Annotated in this window: 18 protein-coding genes; 12 read left to right on the plus strand and 6 right to left on the minus strand. The window is 68.2% G+C overall.

Annotated features, from left to right (window positions below):
• Nucleotides 1-114 precede the first annotated feature (114 nt).
• The gene (locus ACIF6F_RS30625) at nt 115-2,694 is read left to right on the plus strand and encodes a hypothetical protein (RefSeq protein WP_399954101.1); all 2,580 of its coding nucleotides are present in this window, start codon (nt 115-117) and stop codon (nt 2,692-2,694) included.
• An 81-nt stretch (nt 2,695-2,775) separates the two neighbouring features.
• On the opposite strand, the gene ACIF6F_RS30630 is transcribed toward ACIF6F_RS30625, so the two are convergent.
• Nucleotides 2,776-2,904, minus strand: a complete 129-nt coding sequence (locus ACIF6F_RS30630) for a hypothetical protein (RefSeq protein WP_399954103.1) — start codon at nt 2,902-2,904, stop codon at nt 2,776-2,778.
• A gap of 23 nt (nt 2,905-2,927) precedes the next feature.
• Between ACIF6F_RS30630 and ACIF6F_RS30635 the strand changes: the two genes are divergently transcribed.
• The 4 genes from ACIF6F_RS30635 (at nt 2,928) to ACIF6F_RS30650 (ending at nt 5,909) form a co-directional block, all read left to right on the plus strand.
• Entirely contained in the window at nt 2,928-3,284 is a 357-nt protein-coding gene (locus tag ACIF6F_RS30635; protein WP_399954106.1) for a hypothetical protein, read from the plus strand.
• 160 nt (nt 3,285-3,444) lie between these two features.
• Entirely contained in the window at nt 3,445-3,822 is a 378-nt protein-coding gene (locus ACIF6F_RS30640; RefSeq protein WP_399954109.1) for a helix-turn-helix domain-containing protein, read from the plus strand.
• A 1-nt stretch (nt 3,823) separates the two neighbouring features.
• A complete protein-coding gene (locus tag ACIF6F_RS30645; RefSeq protein ID WP_399954112.1) occupies nt 3,824-5,329 on the plus strand; it encodes a S1 RNA-binding domain-containing protein in 1,506 nt (501 codons plus the stop codon).
• Nucleotides 5,247-5,909 carry a hypothetical protein gene (locus ACIF6F_RS30650; protein ID WP_399954115.1) on the plus strand — a complete coding sequence of 221 codons (663 nt, stop codon included), beginning with the start codon at nt 5,247-5,249 and terminating at the stop codon, nt 5,907-5,909. The genes ACIF6F_RS30645 and ACIF6F_RS30650 overlap by 83 nt, the downstream gene beginning before the upstream one ends.
• A 28-nt stretch (nt 5,910-5,937) precedes the next feature.
• Here ACIF6F_RS30650 and ACIF6F_RS30655 read toward each other — a convergent pair whose 3' ends face one another.
• The 4 genes from ACIF6F_RS30655 to ACIF6F_RS30670 form a co-directional block, all read right to left on the minus strand.
• Nucleotides 5,938-6,216, minus strand: a complete 279-nt coding sequence (locus tag ACIF6F_RS30655) for a hypothetical protein (RefSeq protein ID WP_399954118.1) — start codon at nt 6,214-6,216, stop codon at nt 5,938-5,940.
• A gap of 55 nt (nt 6,217-6,271) precedes the next feature.
• Nucleotides 6,272-6,415, minus strand: coding sequence for a hypothetical protein (locus ACIF6F_RS30660; protein ID WP_399954121.1), 144 nt, complete (start codon nt 6,413-6,415; stop codon nt 6,272-6,274).
• 182 nt (nt 6,416-6,597) lie between these two features.
• The gene (locus tag ACIF6F_RS30665) at nt 6,598-7,767 is read right to left on the minus strand and encodes a ParB/RepB/Spo0J family partition protein (RefSeq protein ID WP_399954124.1); all 1,170 of its coding nucleotides are present in this window, start codon (nt 7,765-7,767) and stop codon (nt 6,598-6,600) included.
• Nucleotides 7,764-8,924, minus strand: coding sequence for a ParA family protein (locus tag ACIF6F_RS30670; RefSeq protein WP_399954127.1), 1,161 nt, complete (start codon nt 8,922-8,924; stop codon nt 7,764-7,766). Before ACIF6F_RS30670 ends, ACIF6F_RS30665 begins: the two co-directional genes overlap by 4 nt.
• Before the next feature lie 160 nt (nt 8,925-9,084).
• Between ACIF6F_RS30670 and ACIF6F_RS30675 the strand changes: the two genes are divergently transcribed.
• The 4 genes from ACIF6F_RS30675 (at nt 9,085) to ACIF6F_RS30690 (ending at nt 13,271) form a co-directional block, all read left to right on the plus strand.
• Entirely contained in the window at nt 9,085-9,573 is a 489-nt protein-coding gene (locus ACIF6F_RS30675; protein WP_399954131.1) for a hypothetical protein, read from the plus strand.
• Nucleotides 9,574-11,147: 1,574 nt separating this feature from the next.
• Nucleotides 11,148-11,855 (plus strand): hypothetical protein, encoded by a 708-nt coding sequence (locus tag ACIF6F_RS30680; RefSeq protein ID WP_399954134.1) that lies wholly within the window; start codon nt 11,148-11,150, stop codon nt 11,853-11,855.
• A gap of 51 nt (nt 11,856-11,906) precedes the next feature.
• Nucleotides 11,907-12,323 (plus strand): hypothetical protein, encoded by a 417-nt coding sequence (locus ACIF6F_RS30685; RefSeq protein WP_399954137.1) that lies wholly within the window; start codon nt 11,907-11,909, stop codon nt 12,321-12,323.
• Between the two features lie 552 nt (nt 12,324-12,875).
• Nucleotides 12,876-13,271: a hypothetical protein gene (locus ACIF6F_RS30690; protein ID WP_399954140.1), complete on the plus strand. Its 396-nt coding sequence runs from the start codon at nt 12,876-12,878 to the stop codon at nt 13,269-13,271.
• A 36-nt stretch (nt 13,272-13,307) separates the two neighbouring features.
• Here ACIF6F_RS30690 and ACIF6F_RS30695 read toward each other — a convergent pair whose 3' ends face one another.
• Complete coding sequence (locus ACIF6F_RS30695; protein ID WP_399954143.1) at nt 13,308-13,751, minus strand: hypothetical protein; 444 nt, start codon at nt 13,749-13,751, stop codon at nt 13,308-13,310.
• Between the two features lie 404 nt (nt 13,752-14,155).
• Between ACIF6F_RS30695 and ACIF6F_RS30700 the strand changes: the two genes are divergently transcribed.
• The 3 genes from ACIF6F_RS30700 to ACIF6F_RS30710 all read left to right on the plus strand — a co-directional run bounded on the left by ACIF6F_RS30700 (nt 14,156) and on the right by ACIF6F_RS30710 (nt 17,229).
• A complete protein-coding gene (locus ACIF6F_RS30700; protein WP_399954146.1) occupies nt 14,156-16,549 on the plus strand; it encodes an N-6 DNA methylase in 2,394 nt (797 codons plus the stop codon).
• Between the two features lie 104 nt (nt 16,550-16,653).
• Nucleotides 16,654-16,896, plus strand: a complete 243-nt coding sequence (locus tag ACIF6F_RS30705) for a hypothetical protein (RefSeq protein ID WP_399954149.1) — start codon at nt 16,654-16,656, stop codon at nt 16,894-16,896.
• Between the two features lie 39 nt (nt 16,897-16,935).
• A complete protein-coding gene (locus ACIF6F_RS30710) occupies nt 16,936-17,229 on the plus strand; it encodes a hypothetical protein (RefSeq protein WP_399954152.1) in 294 nt (97 codons plus the stop codon).
• Nucleotides 17,230-17,232 lie beyond the last annotated feature (3 nt).

Here is a 17,232-nt window from a genome sequence, read left to right on the forward strand (position 1 = left end):
GTGAAGGCCTCGCTGGGCAGGCCCGAGACGGCGCAGCTCCTGGGAAGGCGCCCCGGAGTCACTCGCGTGACGGTACGAACCCGAATGCACCGGCCTTCCTACCGGAACTGGGTCATGGACCAGTGCGAGGAGGAACCCCGTCGCGCCTTCGACAGGGCAGTCACCGACCTGACGGAGGTCAGGCAGCGGCACGCGAACACGGCGGCCGAGAGCGAGTGGGACTGGCGCGCAGTCTGGGCCCTGATCCTCGTCGCCGTCCCGGCCCTGCTCCTGTCCAACGGCCTGCCGGCACTGGGGACAGCTCTTGTCGTGACAGCGGCTACGTTCGCCTTCCTCTACCACCGGGGTACGGCGGCATGGTTCAACCTGAGGCAGTGCCTGCTGGCCGGCGGCTGGGCCGTGATCTGGGCGGTACAACGCATCCACCTGGGCCGGCGGGCCGTGCAGTGGGGCGAGGCCCTGCGCGAAGTCACGGACCAATCCGTACCTGCCGTGGCCCGGCGCATGCTGGGGGACGACCCCGACTCCGTACTGCTCCCCGACGACTTCCTGGGACTGCGCGCCCTGCAGGAGCCCGGCTATCTGGTGGACACGGAGGCCTGGCTGCAGCTGCGGAAGAAGCTGTCGCAGACGGAGTACGGGACGATCGCCGTCTGCGGCCCCCGAGGTTCGGGCAAGTCGACGTTGCTTCGAGCCTGCGTCGAGAAGGCCGGCTTCGGGATACTCGCGCAGGCACCCGCGACGTACACGCCGCAGGACTTCCTGCTGGCTCTGTCGGTGCGGCTGTGCGAGACGTACCTGCGGAAGCGCGACCGCAAGGTCCCCGAGTTCGTGAGGCTGTCCCCCCTCGTACGGCTCACCCGAAGCCTGACGGCCGGAACGCGGCGCCTGGCACGGTGGAGCGCCTTCGCGCTGCCTGCCGCCGCACTGCTCTCACTCGGGCTCGGACACTCCGTCCGCAGCCTGTTCACCGAGTACGCCGGTTCTGTGACCGGCGTACTCGGTGAGTGGGCCGGAGGAGTGCGTGACGACGCCACGGACATCTGGCAGGGACGATCGACTGCGGCGAGCGTGACGGTCGCCGTCGTGGGGATCGCCTGGTGGGCCTTGCGCCGCAGCACCGGATGGCGTCAGCTGACGGGGCTGCTGTGGTGGGTGGTGAGAGCAGGACTCGGGTCCGCCCTGATCTACGTCTGCATCATGGACGTGATCAACGACAGGCAACAGCTACAGCCCCTGCTCGAGGCGATTCCCGCGGGAACGATCCTCACTGCGTTCGTCCTGCTGTTCCTGTTCGGTCTCTGTCTCGCTGCGAGCGAGTCGGAGGAAGAATTCCAATTGGGCACCTGGAAGCTCCCGGTCAAGCAGGCGTTCGAGCGGCTGGCCGCGGTCACGGGCACCGGCCTTCTCGTCTACCTCCTCAGCGATCCGTATGTGTCCCGGCTCCTCGCGGACGCGCAGAACCCGCTCCGCCTCGCCATCCTTGTCGTCGGGTGTTTGTTGTTCAGCACGGACTGGAAGCCCCGGCCTGCGGACTCCCTTCTGGTGACCCGGTGCCGCGATCACCTCTACCGGCTCCAGACGGTCCAGACCTCAGGGCACACCCTCACCTCCGGCGCTTCTCAGGTGCTGAGTCTGGGCACTTCGCACGCCACCTCCGTCTCCACGGTCCCGCTGAACTTTCCGGAACTGGTCGAGGACTTCAGGGAGCTGCTGGCCCAGATCGCTCACGAGGAGGAGAGGAAGGGCGACGACGTCGTGATCGCGATCGACGAGGTGGACCGGCTGGGCTCGGAGGCCCAGGCCCGTGCCTTCCTCGCCGAGATCAAGGCGATCCTGGGGGTTCCGCACGTGTACTACCTGATCGCGGTCTCCGAGGACGTCGGCGCCGCCTTCACCCGTCGTGGGCTGCCGCACCGCGACGTGACCGACAGCTCCCTCGACGACGTCATCCACGTACAGCCCAGCACTCTGAAGGAGTCCCGGCGCATCCTCGTCGAGCGTGCCAAGACCCTGACCGGGCCCTACGCCACCCTGGCCCATGCCCTGTCCGGGGGAGTGCTGCGGGACCTGCTCCGGTACGGGCTCCAGATCAGGGAGATGCAGGAGAAGGCCGGGTCGTTCGAGCTGACCGACATCTCCCGGCACCTCATCATGAAGGAGCTGTCGGAGACCCTGGCGGGCTTCGGGATCCTGGTCAGCAAGCACCCCTGGACCCCCGAGACGAGCAACGTCCTCACCACGTTCCGCTCCCTCGTCCGGGACGTACGCGAGCCGTGCCAGTGCATCGGGCAGAGGCTACGCACCTCCCTGGAGCGGTTCGCCTTCCACGGAGCCGCAGATCCGGCGGACACCACGACGCGCCCCGCCCTGCTCGACGGCGCCCGGGAGATCATCGAAGAGGCCTCCGCGTACGTGTACTTCTCCATGACGCTCCTCGACATCTTCAGCACCGAAGGGCTGGAACGCCGGACGAGGCGGGCCGCGGAGCAAGGCGCGGCCGGCGACCCCGAACGACTCGCGGAGGCACGCCGCGAGCTGGGCATCTCCCCGTACAGCGCCCGCATGCTGATCGACAGCGTCCGCACGGCCTGGTCGCTGCCTTTGGCGCCGACCCCGCGCGCGGGCATCCCCGCACCGCGGCCGGAGGAATGCGCCATCCACCGGCCCCACAGGGAAGAGCAGCCGACCTGAAGGCCTCTCGGCGGACCGGCAGGGGGCAGACTTTTGTCCGCGGACAAAAGTCGAAACGGCGCGAAGGTCTCCGCGGAGCGGTTACGGACTGCCCTGGAGCTGGACTCCCGGGTCTGCGAGGGTGACGGCGGCCGCGGTGAACTCCATCGCGCGGTGCGGCCCGGCCACGGAGACGGTGAGGAAGCCGTCTCCGGTCGGCCGGAGCGACACCTCGCGCGCGGAACCTCACGCAGTTGGACGCCCGTCAGCCCGGCCAGTTCTCGGGCGTCGATGGCACGGCGCAGCTCCTGGCGGTGGTGACACCCACATACCTGTCGGCGGCCACCTACGGTGTGATCGGCGACGGTCGCAGTCCAGCCCAGATTGCGGTACTGGAGCATGCGGAGGAGCTGACGCCCCGCTTGGTGCCGAATTTCGCAGCCCTGCTGGGGGTACCACCGCCTCCGGCCCCTGAGGTGGCCGATGCTGCGGCTCTGCTGTGGGAGGCGCGGCGCCTCTCTGCCGCCCAGGCAAAGCACGTCTCCGAGCTGGCGCGCTCCATGCGCGGGGATTCCAGCGAGGGGTACCTCATCAACCTCCCCGGGTCCTGACGCCTGCTGGGCGCTTCGTCCGTCAGCGTGCGTTAGAAGAACCCTCACCGGACAATCTTGATCTTGCTCGGTCGGGATGGTCGACCTTCGCTGACGGTGTCTCATTTGGCGTGTCCGATGATCTGTACGCTGAGCGGGGGCTATCCGTACATTTGAGGCCGTGAATGAGTCCATCGGCTACGCCAAGTGTTCGCTCGACGAACAAGACCTCACCGCCGAGCACAGCATCCTGCTCGGCCTCGGCGCCGCCGACGAGTGCATCTATCTCGGCCACGGGCTCACCGGCACCAACCGCGACCGGCCCGGCTCCCTGCGCACCCGTGAAGGCATGGCGGTGGCGCGGGCCAACGGCAACCTCACGGGGAAACAGCCCAAGCTCACCGCCCGCCAGCAGAGCCACCTGGCCCAGCAGCACCAGTCCGGCGAACACACCCTCGCCGACCTCGCCGAGCCCTTCTCCGTCAGCCGCGCCACGGTCTACCGCGTCCTTGAACGCCACCAGAACGCTGCCACGCCGTCGACTCCCGGTGGGCAGTGACGTGCTGCCCTACGTTTATCAGGTCACCAAGTACGACCCCGCCGACCGCGACCAGCACGGCCACTACGCCGGCACTGAGGACACGACCAGCGACCACGGGCCGGTCGAAACCGCCTACCTGCAGGCCGTCGCCGCCTTCGCCGAAGACAGCGGTGTCGACCAGCTGACCATCCGCGAGCCGCAGCTCGGAGGCTTCGCCCACTTCGGCCTCGAACCACCGGTCGACGGCTACGGCCTGGCCGACCTCCTGCCCGTCGGCCCCGCCGGGTTCCACGATGGGGCACTGGTGCCGATCGGTGTCGGCGTGGAACTCGTCCGAGCGATGCTCCGCGACAACGGCGCCTGGTGCCGCCTGGAGGCGGAGGGCGCGTTCACGGTGCACGTCGGCTGGGACCAGTACCTCTACATCGGCAGCAGCCTGCCCTGCGAAGCCGCGCTGACTCGCACCCGCGCGCTCGGCCTGTTCCCCGAACGCCTGGACGCATCGCCGTACGACTTCGCCCCCGACGACCCCGCGTACGTGCAGCGCCCGGCCGACGCCGACTTCTGGGCCCGCCTGCGCTGGACCGTCAGTGCCCACCGCACCGTGTTCCTGGAGGAGGTCTTCGCCACTAACGCCTCCCGGTGGCACCGCCTGACCCGCGACAACATCGAGACCGTGCGCTCCCGGCTGGCCCCGCGCTCCCAGCTGGCGGTCTGGCCGGACCTGCTCACCGACGTCGACACGGCTGTGGCCTCTCTACCCGACGAAGGTTTGGTGGAGGTCGTCTGGGAAGACCAGGACGGGCAGATCACGAGCACGGTCGTGGACGAGACCCAGTTCCAGGAAGTGGCCTCCCAGCTCGCCAGCGCACGTGCTGCCGGCGTCGTATCCATGTATGCAGGTGAAGATCTCCCGTTTTTCACCGCTGTACTGCCCGACGGCGACGGTGTTCTCCGCGCCCGCTGGCAGACCAAGCCGACACCCAGCGACCGGGACTGGGCCTTCCTGAAGACCCTCAGGCGCGGCCAGGTCGTCACCGGCACGGTGACCTCCATCGCCACCTTCGGCGTCACCTTCGTGGACATCGGCGGCTTCACCGCGATGATCAACATTCCGGAGCTGTCCTGGCGTCCCTTCAGCCACCCATCCGACGTCGTCAGCATCGGCCAGGAGATCGCGGCTGAAGTCCTCGACGTCGACATGGTCTGGGAACGGGTACCGCTGTCGCTGCGAGCGGTGCAGGAGGACCCGTGGCCGCACGTCGCGCAGCGGCTCGGACAGGTGGTCACCGGACCGGTCACCAAGATCCTCCCGTTCGGCGTCTTCGTCCGCATCGAAGACCGAGAGGACGGCTTCGAAGGGCTCGTGCACACCAGCGAGCTGGATGAGTCGGCCCCCGTTGTCGTCGCGGTCGGCGACGCCCTTACCGTGAAGATCATTGATGTCGATCTCGCGCGGCGTCGCATCGCCTTGTCGCAGACGCAGGCCGGAACACCCCGCGAAGAGGGAGATCGCCATTCCTGACGAAACGGTTGCCCACACGTCCAAGGACGACGCCCTCGGGCCCGCCTGGTGGACAGAGGACTCCGAGCGCTGGGACCTCCTGCAGTTCGAAGCAGCCCACGATGCTGCCGGCCTGCCACTTGACCCGTGGTGGAAGGACCGCAGGGACGTCCTGGACGCGCTCATCCTCAGCCCGGGACCGGTCGACCACGACTTCGCCCGCTTCCTACTGGAGCAGGAGACACGGTTCCACCGCCACTGCTGGGGCTTCAGCCACACGATCGAGACCGCCGCGCTCCTGCTCGCCGAGCACCGCCGACCCGATGACATTTGGCACCTGTGGCAGGCCATCACCACCAGCTTCGACACATGGTGCGGCCTGCCCCACCAGCTGCTGCTCGCGGGGGGAGGAACGACCCTCACGGTTGCCTACGTCGCCGGCTCCGGCCACGAACAAGAGGACAATCTGCTGGGGCACCTCCAGGAACTTGCACAGGTGACGGACGACGACGTCACCACACTCATCGCCGAACGCCGCCGGTACTACACCGACACCCTCCGCGAACTCGATGACGCGCAGGAGCACGACGATGATCGCTGAGAAGCCGTTCTCCAGCACCTCCGTGCCGTCACCACACGATGTTGCCGCGCGGTTCGTGCTCGGCCGGGTGTCCGCGCGGACACCGTGGTGGGCGGCGCAGGGGCTGACCGACGGCCACGACGGCGAAGCCCTCCGCGAGATGGCCGGACTCAACGGCCAGTTGCGGCAGGTCCAGCCGCAGCGTGACGGTCGGTGCCCAGCCGTCGAGGTTCACCGACCGCAGCCGGACCCCGGTCAGCGGAGGCAGCTCGTCGTAGAGGGGGAAGAGCACGCCAGCGCGGTTCGCCACCAGGTCACTCCAGGTCATAGTGGTACGGCTCCTCAACTCCCAGTCGCCGTCGTCGTCGTGGAGGCGGCCATACCTAGGCGTCACGGCGCAGTCGGCGGGCGGTGTCGATGTCCCTCTGCAGGGCGCTGAAGCGCGGGTACGGTTCGCGGGTCGCGTCGAGGACGCAGACATGGAGCCGGTCGCCTTCCTGAGGAGGCGGCTGCGCGGGCAATCCCATGCCCGTCGCCCCCATAACGTCTTGATCCAGTGGGCGTACCCACACGGTAACCCCGGATGCCGACGGCACCGTTGGGTGGGCGGGCGTGGGGAGGCGGGACGTGCCCCACGTCCTGGCAGGGAGGCCGCAAACGCTGACGGGCCCACCGCGGATGATCGCGGTGGGCCCGTCAGCATTGCGAATCAGCTCTGGCTGCTCTCGATCAGCAGCATCGTCAGCTGCTCCAGGTGTTCGCCGGACATGTTCGCCAGGATCGCGTCGTGGACGGCCTGGGGGTCCTCCCAGACGACAGCGCCCGTCCCGGCGCCGCGTCCCTGGGAGGGAATGACGGTCTCCGACGGGGTCGCCGTTACCGGCCTGGCGACGGCCGACGTCCGCGGGACCGGCTCCGTCCGCGGCACCGAGGGAGCCTTCTCCACGGCCGTCGCCTCCGGCCGACTTTTGTCCGCGGACAAAAGTCGGGGCGGCTCCGGCTGGAGCTCCGGCTCCGGCTCCGACGCCTCAGGCACTCGCTCGGTGAGGTCGGCCGCGGCCTGCGCAGGCGCGAGCCCCGACTGCTGGGCCTCGCGCAGCATCTCCCGCTGCGCCGCCCTGACCTGGGCTTCCTGGACCTTGCTCTCCTTGAGCACCTCCAGCAGCTCCGAGCTGTCGGCCCCCGGCCGGTCCTTGGCCACGCGCGCGAGCATCCGCCCGTCCCGCTCCGGCAGCTCGCCGGCGCTGAGCATCTCCTGGATCTTTTCCGGGAGGGTCAGCAGCACCAGCTGGTTGGTGATCCACGAGGGCGACCGGCCCAGCCGCTCGGCGGCCCGTGACTTCGCCCCGTGCTCCCTGCCCTCCTCCACGCACGTGTCCACCAGCTGCTGCACACCGCGAGCACGCTCGATGACATCGAAGTCCTCGCGCTCGAGGTTCTCGGCGAGGAGGTGGTCGATGAAGTCGGCACGCGAGCCGGCCAGCTCGTCGCGCACGACGAAGTCCAGCGTCTCCAGCCCCACGTGCAGGGCGCTGCGGAAGCGCCGCTCGCCGTTGATGAGGACGTACGCGGCCGTCCCGATCCGGGACTCGTGGTCCGGCCACAGCGAGAGGTAGGCGGTGCGGCTGACGACGACACAGGCGGAGAGCTGCGCCTCGCGCAGCTCCTCGCCGAAGCGGGTCTTCTCCTCGTCCGTGCCGAAGTTCCGGCGCGGGTTGAGGGGAGTGGGGGACACCTGGTCGAGCGGGACGCGGATCAGCTCGTACGCCGGTACGTCGCCCTGCGCTATGGCCTTGGCCCGGCCCCGCTCGCTCCGGCCGCCGGCCCGCCGGGCGTTGCTGAACGCGGCACCCGTTCCCAGCAGATCGCTCTTGCTCATGCCGCGATCCTCCGGGCAATCTCGCGCATTGCCTCGGACTGCTCGCAGTCGGGCGCGTAGTGCAGCAGCGGCAGCTTCACGCGGACCGCTTCCCGCTGCTCCTTCAGATCGGCGATCACGGTGATGACCGGCGGGTCGCCGAACTCCTTCCAGCTGTTCAGGGAGGAGGTGACGACGAAGCCCTTGCGGCTGTCGTAGAGGTTCACGACGAAGCCGAGCTGGGCGATCTCGATGTCGAGGTCGTCGACCAGGTCCTCGATCTGCTCGCTCAGCATGTCGTAGGCGTCCGCGGACGTGTCCTCGGCCTGGACCGGGACGATGATCCCGGAGGTCCGCTCGGCCTCACCCTCGCGGGTCCGCGCGTAGTAGAGCGCGGTGTCCATGGTGTACCCGAGGCTCGGCGGGCAGTCGACGACGATGTAGTCGAACTCCTGCTCAAGCTCCTCCAGCGCCTTCTCCAGGGCCGTCTCCTTCGTCCGCACGTGGCGCGTGGTCGCGAGCCTGGCGTCGAGGAGGAACGCGTCCTTGCAGGACGGCAGGAGGAAGAGGCGCCCGGCGAACACCCCGTGCTCGATGGGCACGAGCAGCTCGCGGATCCGGCCCTCGTTCTCCCCGAGCATGTGCTTGGCAAGGCTGGGCTCCTTGATGCCCAGCATCTCGGCGCCGAGGTGGCGGGTCAGGTGGCCCTGGGGGTCGAAGTCGATGACGCAGACGCGGGCACCGGTCTCGGCAAGGGCCTGGGAGAGCCCGTTGCTGATGGCGCTCTTGCCCACGCCGCCCTTCTGGTTGCAGACGACGATCCGGCGCGCGCCCTCGTTGGCCGGCCGTCGCCGCCCGGCGGGGGAGGGGTGGGTGTCCAGCCACAGCCGGATCGACTGGGCGACGCCCTGGTTGTACGCGACCTCCCGTACCCGGCAGTCCTCCTTGAAGTCCCCGTAGAGACCGGTCGGGAGGTACGTGGAGAAGGAGGCGGCACCCGAGGTGTCCACCGGCGTCGCCGCGGATGCGTCGGCACGCCAGGCGTGGATGCCCTCGGTGACGGCGTCCTGGATGTCCACACCCAACTGCGCTGCGCGGACCTTGAGTTCCTGCCGCAGGGACGCCGGCAGCTTGGCGACTACCTTTTCCCTGACTTCCGGATCGTATGGAGCGGTCATGCGGGTACCTTACTAACCTTCAAGGCCAAAGGCGAAGAGGCGCGCCAGCACAACCTGCCGGGGTCTAGGTTGATTTGCCCCGAATGTGGGTGTGGTCGCATGTCTTGCCCAGTCGCGTCCGGGCCTCTCGGGCTGGTCATCCGCCTGACAAGATCACCTAGTGCTGCGAAGCCTTGAGATAGCTGTCGAACTGACGGACCGTCCCTCGACCGGCCCCTTCCACAACGTCCACTGGCAGAAGAGGGTCGAGGTCAGCCTGGACTGCTTCATCTGCGAACGCACAGGGCGGACCACGTCTCTCTCCTACGGAGAGGAACCAGGGGTCTGCACGGGCAACCGCAGAACAGCGCACCCCGCCCCGGCACGCATCAGCGGCTTCGATGTCACGCAGGGCAGGGACACCCTGGCCCTCCGCTTGCTGGTCGACAGGTGGTGGGCGCCGTTCCACGACGCAAAACGGGACCAAGCGGGGACTGCGCTGACGAATTGGGTCCGCCTGTACGCCGGCTACTACTGCCCCGAGTCACAGCAGGCCGGAACATTCAGCATCCAGAGCAACGCCATCCGCCCCCGGAACATCGTCTGCACCCACTGCACGGAGCCCCTCGCCACCGAAGTGCAGTCCCCTGCCATCAGACTCCTCGTCTAGGGAGTGTTCGCTGACGCAGGCCGGCGTGTGCCGCAGCGAGAGGTCTCCCTCATTTCGTGCTGGTACCAGACAGAGTCGCTGACTCTCCCGTCAGGAAGAGTGTGCTGAGCCGGGCCATTGCATGGGACGAAGCCTGCGGCGCTGAGCGCTCCGCGACAGTGGTCATGCGACTTGTCGGTGCCCGCCCGCACAACCTCCAGTCCGAGGTGTGTATGGGCGAGCAGGGCGGTTGCCTCGGCAAGCTCGTGGCCCAGGCCCCTTCGCCTGTAGGACGGGGCGATGTGGAGGCCGACGGTCTGTGTGCCCAGGGTGACCATGCTGAGGCCCACGGGACGACCGCTCACCCTTTCAATGGCCAGCAACGGGATCCGTGGGAGGTAGTCCTCGGGCACAAAGGGCAAGGTCAGCCAGCGACGCGAATCGGAAGGGAAGGCGCGCAGTCGCGCGCGGCGATTGCTGTCGTCGATCGAAAGAAGGTGCTGAGCAGTTGAGTCGTCGACGACGAAGTCGGGGCGGTATCCAAGCCATCGCTGAGCCTCTGCGTCCGCCGCAGTAGCCCATCCCATTTCCAAGTCCAGGTGATCTCGGGGCGTGTGCAACACCATCCGTGCCGTGCCCAGAACGTGGTAGTCACCATGACAGTTGACAGGCATCCGCGGCGGACGGCCCAGGCCCCTGCGCGACAACATTGATATCCCCACGACCAGGGACCTTACTGCCGCGTCGCGATGTGAAGTCTGGTGGTGCCCTGTTGCAAGGCACACACGAACGCGCCAGGTCGGTAGCTCCTCAGCCCTGGCGGGCTTGCGGTGCCCCGATGGGTGGGTTGAGCGCGGTGCGCGGCTGACGCTTTGCCGGGGGGCTACAAAGCATCAGCGTGGCTGAGGCCGGGAACTGGTTGCGGTGCCATGCACCTGCTCGTCCGGGTGCGGCCATCGTCGTGGCTGACTTTCTGTGGTGCAGGTCGAGACAGGTCGGTGGGTTGCAACTGTCCTCGTGTGTCCTGCTGATGCCGGGGGGGTCCTCGGCGTCGCTGGCAGGAGTGGTTGTGTCCCCCAGGACACAGCTCAGGTGTGGGCAGCGCGGTGCACCTAGGTGGGAGGGTCGGTTACCGCCTCGACCAGGGTTGCTCTTGTAGTAAGAGAGCCGCGCCGCGGCGAGCCGCTGACCTGCAGGTTTGCCGCACCCTATGTGTCCCCCAGGACACATTTGGCCTCGTGAAATGTGTACCTGGCGAGCACATTTCGCCGAAAAATCAAGCAGCGCTGTACTTTTCGCGAGCGCCCAGGGCGCTCGGCCCGCCGCAGGTCAGAGCGTCGTGTTGCGAGTGACAGACAGTCAGATTCGACTGTCATGCCCTTGCCATGTGTGCGCCCATCACGACACACAAAATCAAGGAGCCGTGGACTTTTGCCGCATGGGCGCAGAAAAACTTCAGCCACCGTGTACTTTTGAGGCCACGTTCGAACAGGACCCGGTTCGCAGGCACCTCACGGCGTGCCGACACCCCCAAAAGACAAGCACAGGTTGATTTTTTGGATAGTCTCGGACCGCCTGAGTAACAAGGAGGTCCTGTGACATCTGATCCGCCCGCCCGTCGCCGGCGCGGGCCCCGGCCGGTCCCGGCCCCTGCTCCCGCGGGGGACGACGCCGAGTTCGGAGACATCCTGGCCGTGCTGGGCCAGCAGCTCGGGGAGAAGGTGGCCAGCACCGCCGATCCCAGTGGGCGACGCCGGCTCAAGGGAGTCCACTTTGAGTACGCGGCGGACCCGAAGGCCGTGCACGACATGGCCGGAGGCGCCGGCTACAGCCTGGCCAGCAACTGGTTCACCCAGCTCCTGGCCCAGCTCGCCGTCGCGAACAGCATCACCAAGTCCCAGCTGTGCGTCTTCCTGTTCGTCGCCGGCGGCCAGGTGCCTGGCACCGGCATCGCCCAGTACACGCAGCAGGAGATCACGGACGGGCTCAACACCATCGCCGCCCAGAAGGGCGGCAAGATGATCACGCGCTCGACGGTGAACCGTGCTGTGCAGGCGTTGTGCGGCTACAACTGGGTGGAGAAGGTCGGCAACGGCCGGATCCAGATCAACGTACGGCTGTGGTTCCAGGGCAGCAGCACGGCCCAGCACGACGTTCTCGCCGAGATCGCCGACCGCCACGAGCACGACCCCGGTGCGTTCCCGTACGCGGTGGGTCCGGAGGGGGCCCACCAGGAGGAGCTGGAACTCGACTTCGGGGTCGAGGAAAGCGCCTACCGTGGGGGAAGGAAACGAACCGGGTGATAGCGCTGCCAGGCCCGCGTACGGGCGACGACTCACGAGGAAGGCCGTCTCATGGCTAACGTCATGTCTCCGATCGTCGCGGAGCGCATCTGGGCCCTGCCGCTGTCAGGGTCCGCGGTCAAGTTCCTTCAGTACCTGGTGTCCCGCAGCGACTTCGGCGGGACCCTTCCGGTACGGCAGAAGGACATGGCCGCCGAGTACGGGGTCACGCCCCAGGCCGTCAGCGGACTCATGGCGCCGCTCTGCGACCTGAACATCGTGCTGCGGCCCCGCAGCGAGGAGCGCAACGGCAACTCGTACCGCCTCCACCCGCTGGCGGCCAAGTACGAGAGCCCGGAGGACATGGAGGCCGCGTTCCGCTCCGCCCTTGCCCGCATCCAGGCGGGGGACCTCCCCAACCTGAAGCTCCCGACGTACCACCAGACCCCGCCGGCCCCCACGGGCCGCCCGAAGCTCCAGGTCGCCTGACCTGGGCAGATGCCCGAAATGACTGAAGGCCCTCCACCAAGGTGGGGGGCCTTCAGCGCCTGAGTAACAGTAGGTGCCCTCACTATATCCGCCGGCCCGCGCTCGCGGCAGCTGCACTCCACCACACGAGGCGACCGCGTCTCGTGCCGGCTCGCATCTCGGGGCGATCTGCGGACAACCCTTGATCTATCAGCCCCCAATCCCGGCTGTCGCTCCCCAGAGACACCGCCTGCGCCCCTAGAGTTACAACTGCCACACCCGCTCCCGCTCGCGCGGGGATGAACCCTGGGCGACGGCTACGGGACCTGTCCAGTAGGCACGACCCCCAGCACCTGGGGGATGAACCGTGCATCGCGATCCACGCAGAGCAGAACTTGATGCGCCCCGCCCGCGCGGGGATGAACCCTTCACGGGACCTGGGCTGCTCATGAAGCACTGCCGCTCCCGCGTCCGCGGGGATGATCTGGACCTCGTACGGGGGTGTCCGCGGGACATGCTCCGGCCACGTTCGTGACCACCAGGGCGCCACACCACGTCGTGGATGATGGGGTGATGTTCGTCCGCACCCAGGGCCTGCCACAGGACTCGCACGACTCCATGACGGTTCAGGTTCACACCCCCGTCGGGGCCGCTGTGGTGTGCTGGGGCGGTGATCCGCAGGAGGCGGATGGCCAGCACCTCGTCGAATGGACCGTCGACGAGGACATCCACTGGGGCCGGAACACCCGGCCGGCCTCCTTCGCCGAGGCGGAACTACGCCAGGAAGGCGACTGGGTGATCATGCGAGGCCTGCTCCGCCTCACGGAGGACGGTGCGGCCTGCCTCCAGGTGAGCCACTGGCCGGTGCTGTTCGATCTGGCATCACCGGTTCCCAGCGGCGTGGACGAGTCCTGGGTGGAGATCCGCGTCGCATCGGCATGCGTCACTCTCCACCCCTACCAGACCTGACCGCCGGCAGGTTCGCGGGCGCCTCGACCGCCAGCGTCACCGCCGCTCCTGCCGGAACTGAGGTTCCGTTCCCGGGGGAGCGGGCGCGACGCGGTTCAGGTATTCGTCGTACTCGCAACCGGCGTCCGGATCACCGTCGGGCGCGCACATGACGGGGTCGTCCACGTCGCCGAAGAGCCAGACGAAGACCCTGCAGTCGGTATCGGGGAACGTGAGGCTCAGGATGGCCCCGCTCTCCGCCGCCTCGCCGGCGCTGCCAAAGGTCCACTTGCCGGAGGACGACTGGGAGACGCCGCCTCCGCAGGACTTCATCGCCGACAGCCGGGCCACGTCCTCTCCGGTGAAGGTGCTGTCCGCTCGGAAGGCCAAGAGCGTCCCTTCCCGGCTACGCCACTGACCCGCCAGCTCGTCGGCGGAGAGCGCCACCGCGTGGTACGCCGCCGCATTGCAGGCAACCATCACCGCGCCGACCACCGTCACCAGCCCGGTGCGCCACCAACTCGTACGTCCCACAGAAGTACCCCCCTTGGCCCGACGCCCGTCTCCGCCGGACTCAGCATATTTGAACACGCTCAAAAATGGGCCTGTATGGCTCTGTGGAGTGGGCAGCGTGACCTCTCAGCCCTTGTGCCTGCTGACCACTCGTCAACGAGCAAGCCCTAAGCCCCTTGTGAGCAGAAGGGGGCCGATCCGACGCTGGACTTACCTGACCGTGTTGATTTTCCAGCCCGAAGACCCAGCCTCCTTGAGGCGTCGTGTCCGCGTGCCAGCCAACCAGCTTTGTGAGTACCTGAGGTACTCGCTAGGTTCGACAGCTTGCAAGGCCCTAGGTTGTTCCTCAACGGGGCGCCCAACGGGCGCAGTTCGAGGGAGGCGGCAGGGGCATGAGCGATGAGCTGTACGACACCGAGGACCCACACATCACGCGTTCACAGATCGCGAAACTGGCCGGGGTGTCACGGCCGACCGTCACGTCATGGGAGCGGCAGTCCGACGGGTTCCCGGCGCCCAGGAGCGCAGGCGAGATGGACTACTTCCTGCGGTCGGAGGTACTCGACTGGCTCGACCTCCGCCCCGTACCACTGCATCTCAGGCAGTCGGGCGAGGGCGACAACACCACCTACGGCAGTCGTGCCCGGCGGTCCCTGGCCCGAGGCAGCGAGAAGGCCTCGCCCCAGGCAACCCCCTCCAGCGCCGAGGCGCCCGGACCGACGACGGCGCCAAGACCGCAGGACGCCCGGCAGCGCCGAGGAGTGGTCCAGGAACTCATGGGCACCCTGGCCGACCGTGTGGGCGGTCCCGGCATGGAGGTGAACTATCTGCAGCTCCTTCTCGGTCTCCTCTTCCTGAGGGTCGCACGGCGCGACCAGTGGGCCGCGGTACGTGCCCGCACGGCGAAGGATGCGGCGGACGAGCGGCCGCCGGGAGAGCTGCTGGGGCGCGTCGGCGACGTACTGGACGGTGAGCTCCGGCGCATGGGGGGACTTCCCAGGTTCAAGGAAGTGTTGTCGCGGCTGATGCCGAGGAGCGCGCAGGACGTCGTCACGGTCGTCGACCTGGTCGGAGAGCTCAGCCGTGACGCGTACCAAATGATCATCGATGAGTACGAGAAGCACGCCCGGCTGGGCAGTCGCGAGTTCTTCACCCCCCACGGAGCGGTCGCGCTCATGGCCGTACTCGCGACGGCCTCCCACGGTGGCGAGGTGCGGACGGTCTACGACCCGTACGTGCGTGGTGGAGAGTTCCTCGCCCACGCGCTGACGGCGGCGAGCCGTACTCAGGAGCACGGCCCCGGGCACACGCCACCCAAGGTGTTCGGTCAGACGAGCGGCCGGGACGCGGCGGTGCTGGCGAGCCTCAACCTGGCACTGCACGGCGTCGGCTCCGGAGTGCGGCTGACGCAGGCGAAGCCCTGGGCCGACGCGGCGAACGTCCTGGGCAAGACCGACCTCGTCCTCACCAACCCGCCCTTCAACATGAAGGACTCCGCCGGGGACACCCGCCGGGGCGGAGAGTGGGCCTACGGGGCGCCACCCCTGGACAACGACAACTTCGCCTACGTCCAGCACGCGCTGGCCGCGCTCCGCGAAGGTGGGCGTGCCGCGATCGTGATGCCGATCAAGGCCGGCAACTCGGGCGGCCGCGCCGATACGGAGATCCGCCGGGCGATGGTGGAGGCGGGTGTCGTGGAGTGTGTCGTCGCCATGCCCGCCAACCTGTTCACCGGTACGGCAGTGCCCGTGTCCGTATGGCTGCTCCGGCACCCGAGCGACCCTTGCGACCGAGTGCTCTTCCTCGATGCGGGGCACCTGGGCACCAAGCGGGCGCGGATTCGCGTACTGGGGGAAGAAGACGTCCTCGCCGTTCGCGACGCGTACGTGTCCCGGAGGCCGGGGGAGAGCGGCCAGCCGAATGCGTGCTCGTCCGAGACCCCGGACCCGCAACGGGCCGTGCCGAGTGCACTGGTGGGCAGGGAGGAGATCCAGGCACAGGGCTGGTCGCTCAACCCTCTTGACCACATCCGGCCCACGGAGCAGGACGGACAGGTGGTGCCTGGCTCCGATGAGGACCCGGCGGCAGAGGCCTGGGACCACATGACGTTTCTGACGGAGCGCGCCCGGGAGGCGGACGCGGTGGTGGCTGCCTTGCGCGGTGAGGTTCCGCCCGCGGAGACGAGCGGGGGCACATGGCGCGTCGAGAAGCTCGCCGACCTCTGCGAGATCAAGGCCGGCCCCTCCTACACGCGGGTGAGCAAGAAGGACCGGGGGCCGGACGGTGTGGTGCCGATGGTGTTCCCGCAGCACCTGAGGGAGGGGCGCGTCACCGACACGGGTGAGGAACGTGTCTCCCTGGAGCTGGCCGACCGTCTTCGGGGCTTCTGGCTGGAGGAGGGGGACGTGGTGTGCGTCCGCGCCGGCAAGACCGCGCCGCCCGCGATCGTACGGGGGCAGCAGGCGGGCTGGCTGATGAGCCAGAACCTCATCCGCTTGCGGGGACGCGAGGGCGCCGGACTGGAGCCGGACTACCTGCTGGCTTGGCTGCACCGGCCGCACGTACTCGCCTGGATCAAGGACCGGTCCGCGGCCACCGCGGTCCCGTCGATCAGCACGACGGCACTCGGCCGTCTGGAGGTGCGGCTGCCCCCGCTCGCGGAGCAGCGCAGGATCGCCGCGCTCCTCACCGCCTTGGAGGAGCAGGCGCACGTCCACCAGGAGTTGGCAGCGGCAGTCGCTCGCACCCGCGGCCTGTTCGTCGAGCAGTTCATGTCCGCGGAGTGACGGCACTCAGGGGCTCTCAGCCCGCGGCGGGCTGCTTACCCGTCCGACCGCTCTCGTCCGTTCGCCCGTCTCAGCCCACCACCAGCTCGAGAGGAATCACTGCTGTGACCGCCACGCCCGACTCCGCCCAGGTACCGCCGAGCAGCGCTTCGCCCACCTGGGTGCTCTGGCTCCTGATCATGGGCTTGTTCTCCCTGGTCGTCGCCCTGTCCGCCGGCCTCCTGGAGAGCCTCGCAGGCGGTGGACCGCTGGAAGTGGTCCGGTCCGGCGGGACCGGCTTCATCACGGCGGCGGGCCTGTGCCTGGCGACCGTGACAGCCGTTCAGCAACTCAGGAAGCGCGGCTAGGTCCTGTCCGGCGGATCATGAGATCAATAGGATCTGACCGTGATTAATGTGCAGGTCCGCGGCGAGAGCGGCACGATCGAGGCCCGCGCTAAGCATGGTGTGGTCTGGGGTCCAGAGCTGGCCGGTCTCGACCAGTCGGTGTTTCCGATGTTGGGGCACCTGTTGCCGTACGCGGATACCGTTTTCAACCACCGGCAGGTGTCCACCCTGCTGGAGGAGATGCCGCGGCTGCCCCCGGGCGTGCTCACCGATGAGTTCGCGCGCGAGCTCATCGAGCTGTGCCAGATGGTTCTCGGCGGACAACACCTGTACTTGTGGTTCCTCGGGGACTGAGAC

It is taken from the genome of Streptomyces sp. NPDC086023 (assembly GCF_044540325.1).
In the GTDB taxonomy this organism is placed as follows: domain Bacteria; phylum Actinomycetota; class Actinomycetes; order Streptomycetales; family Streptomycetaceae; genus Streptomyces.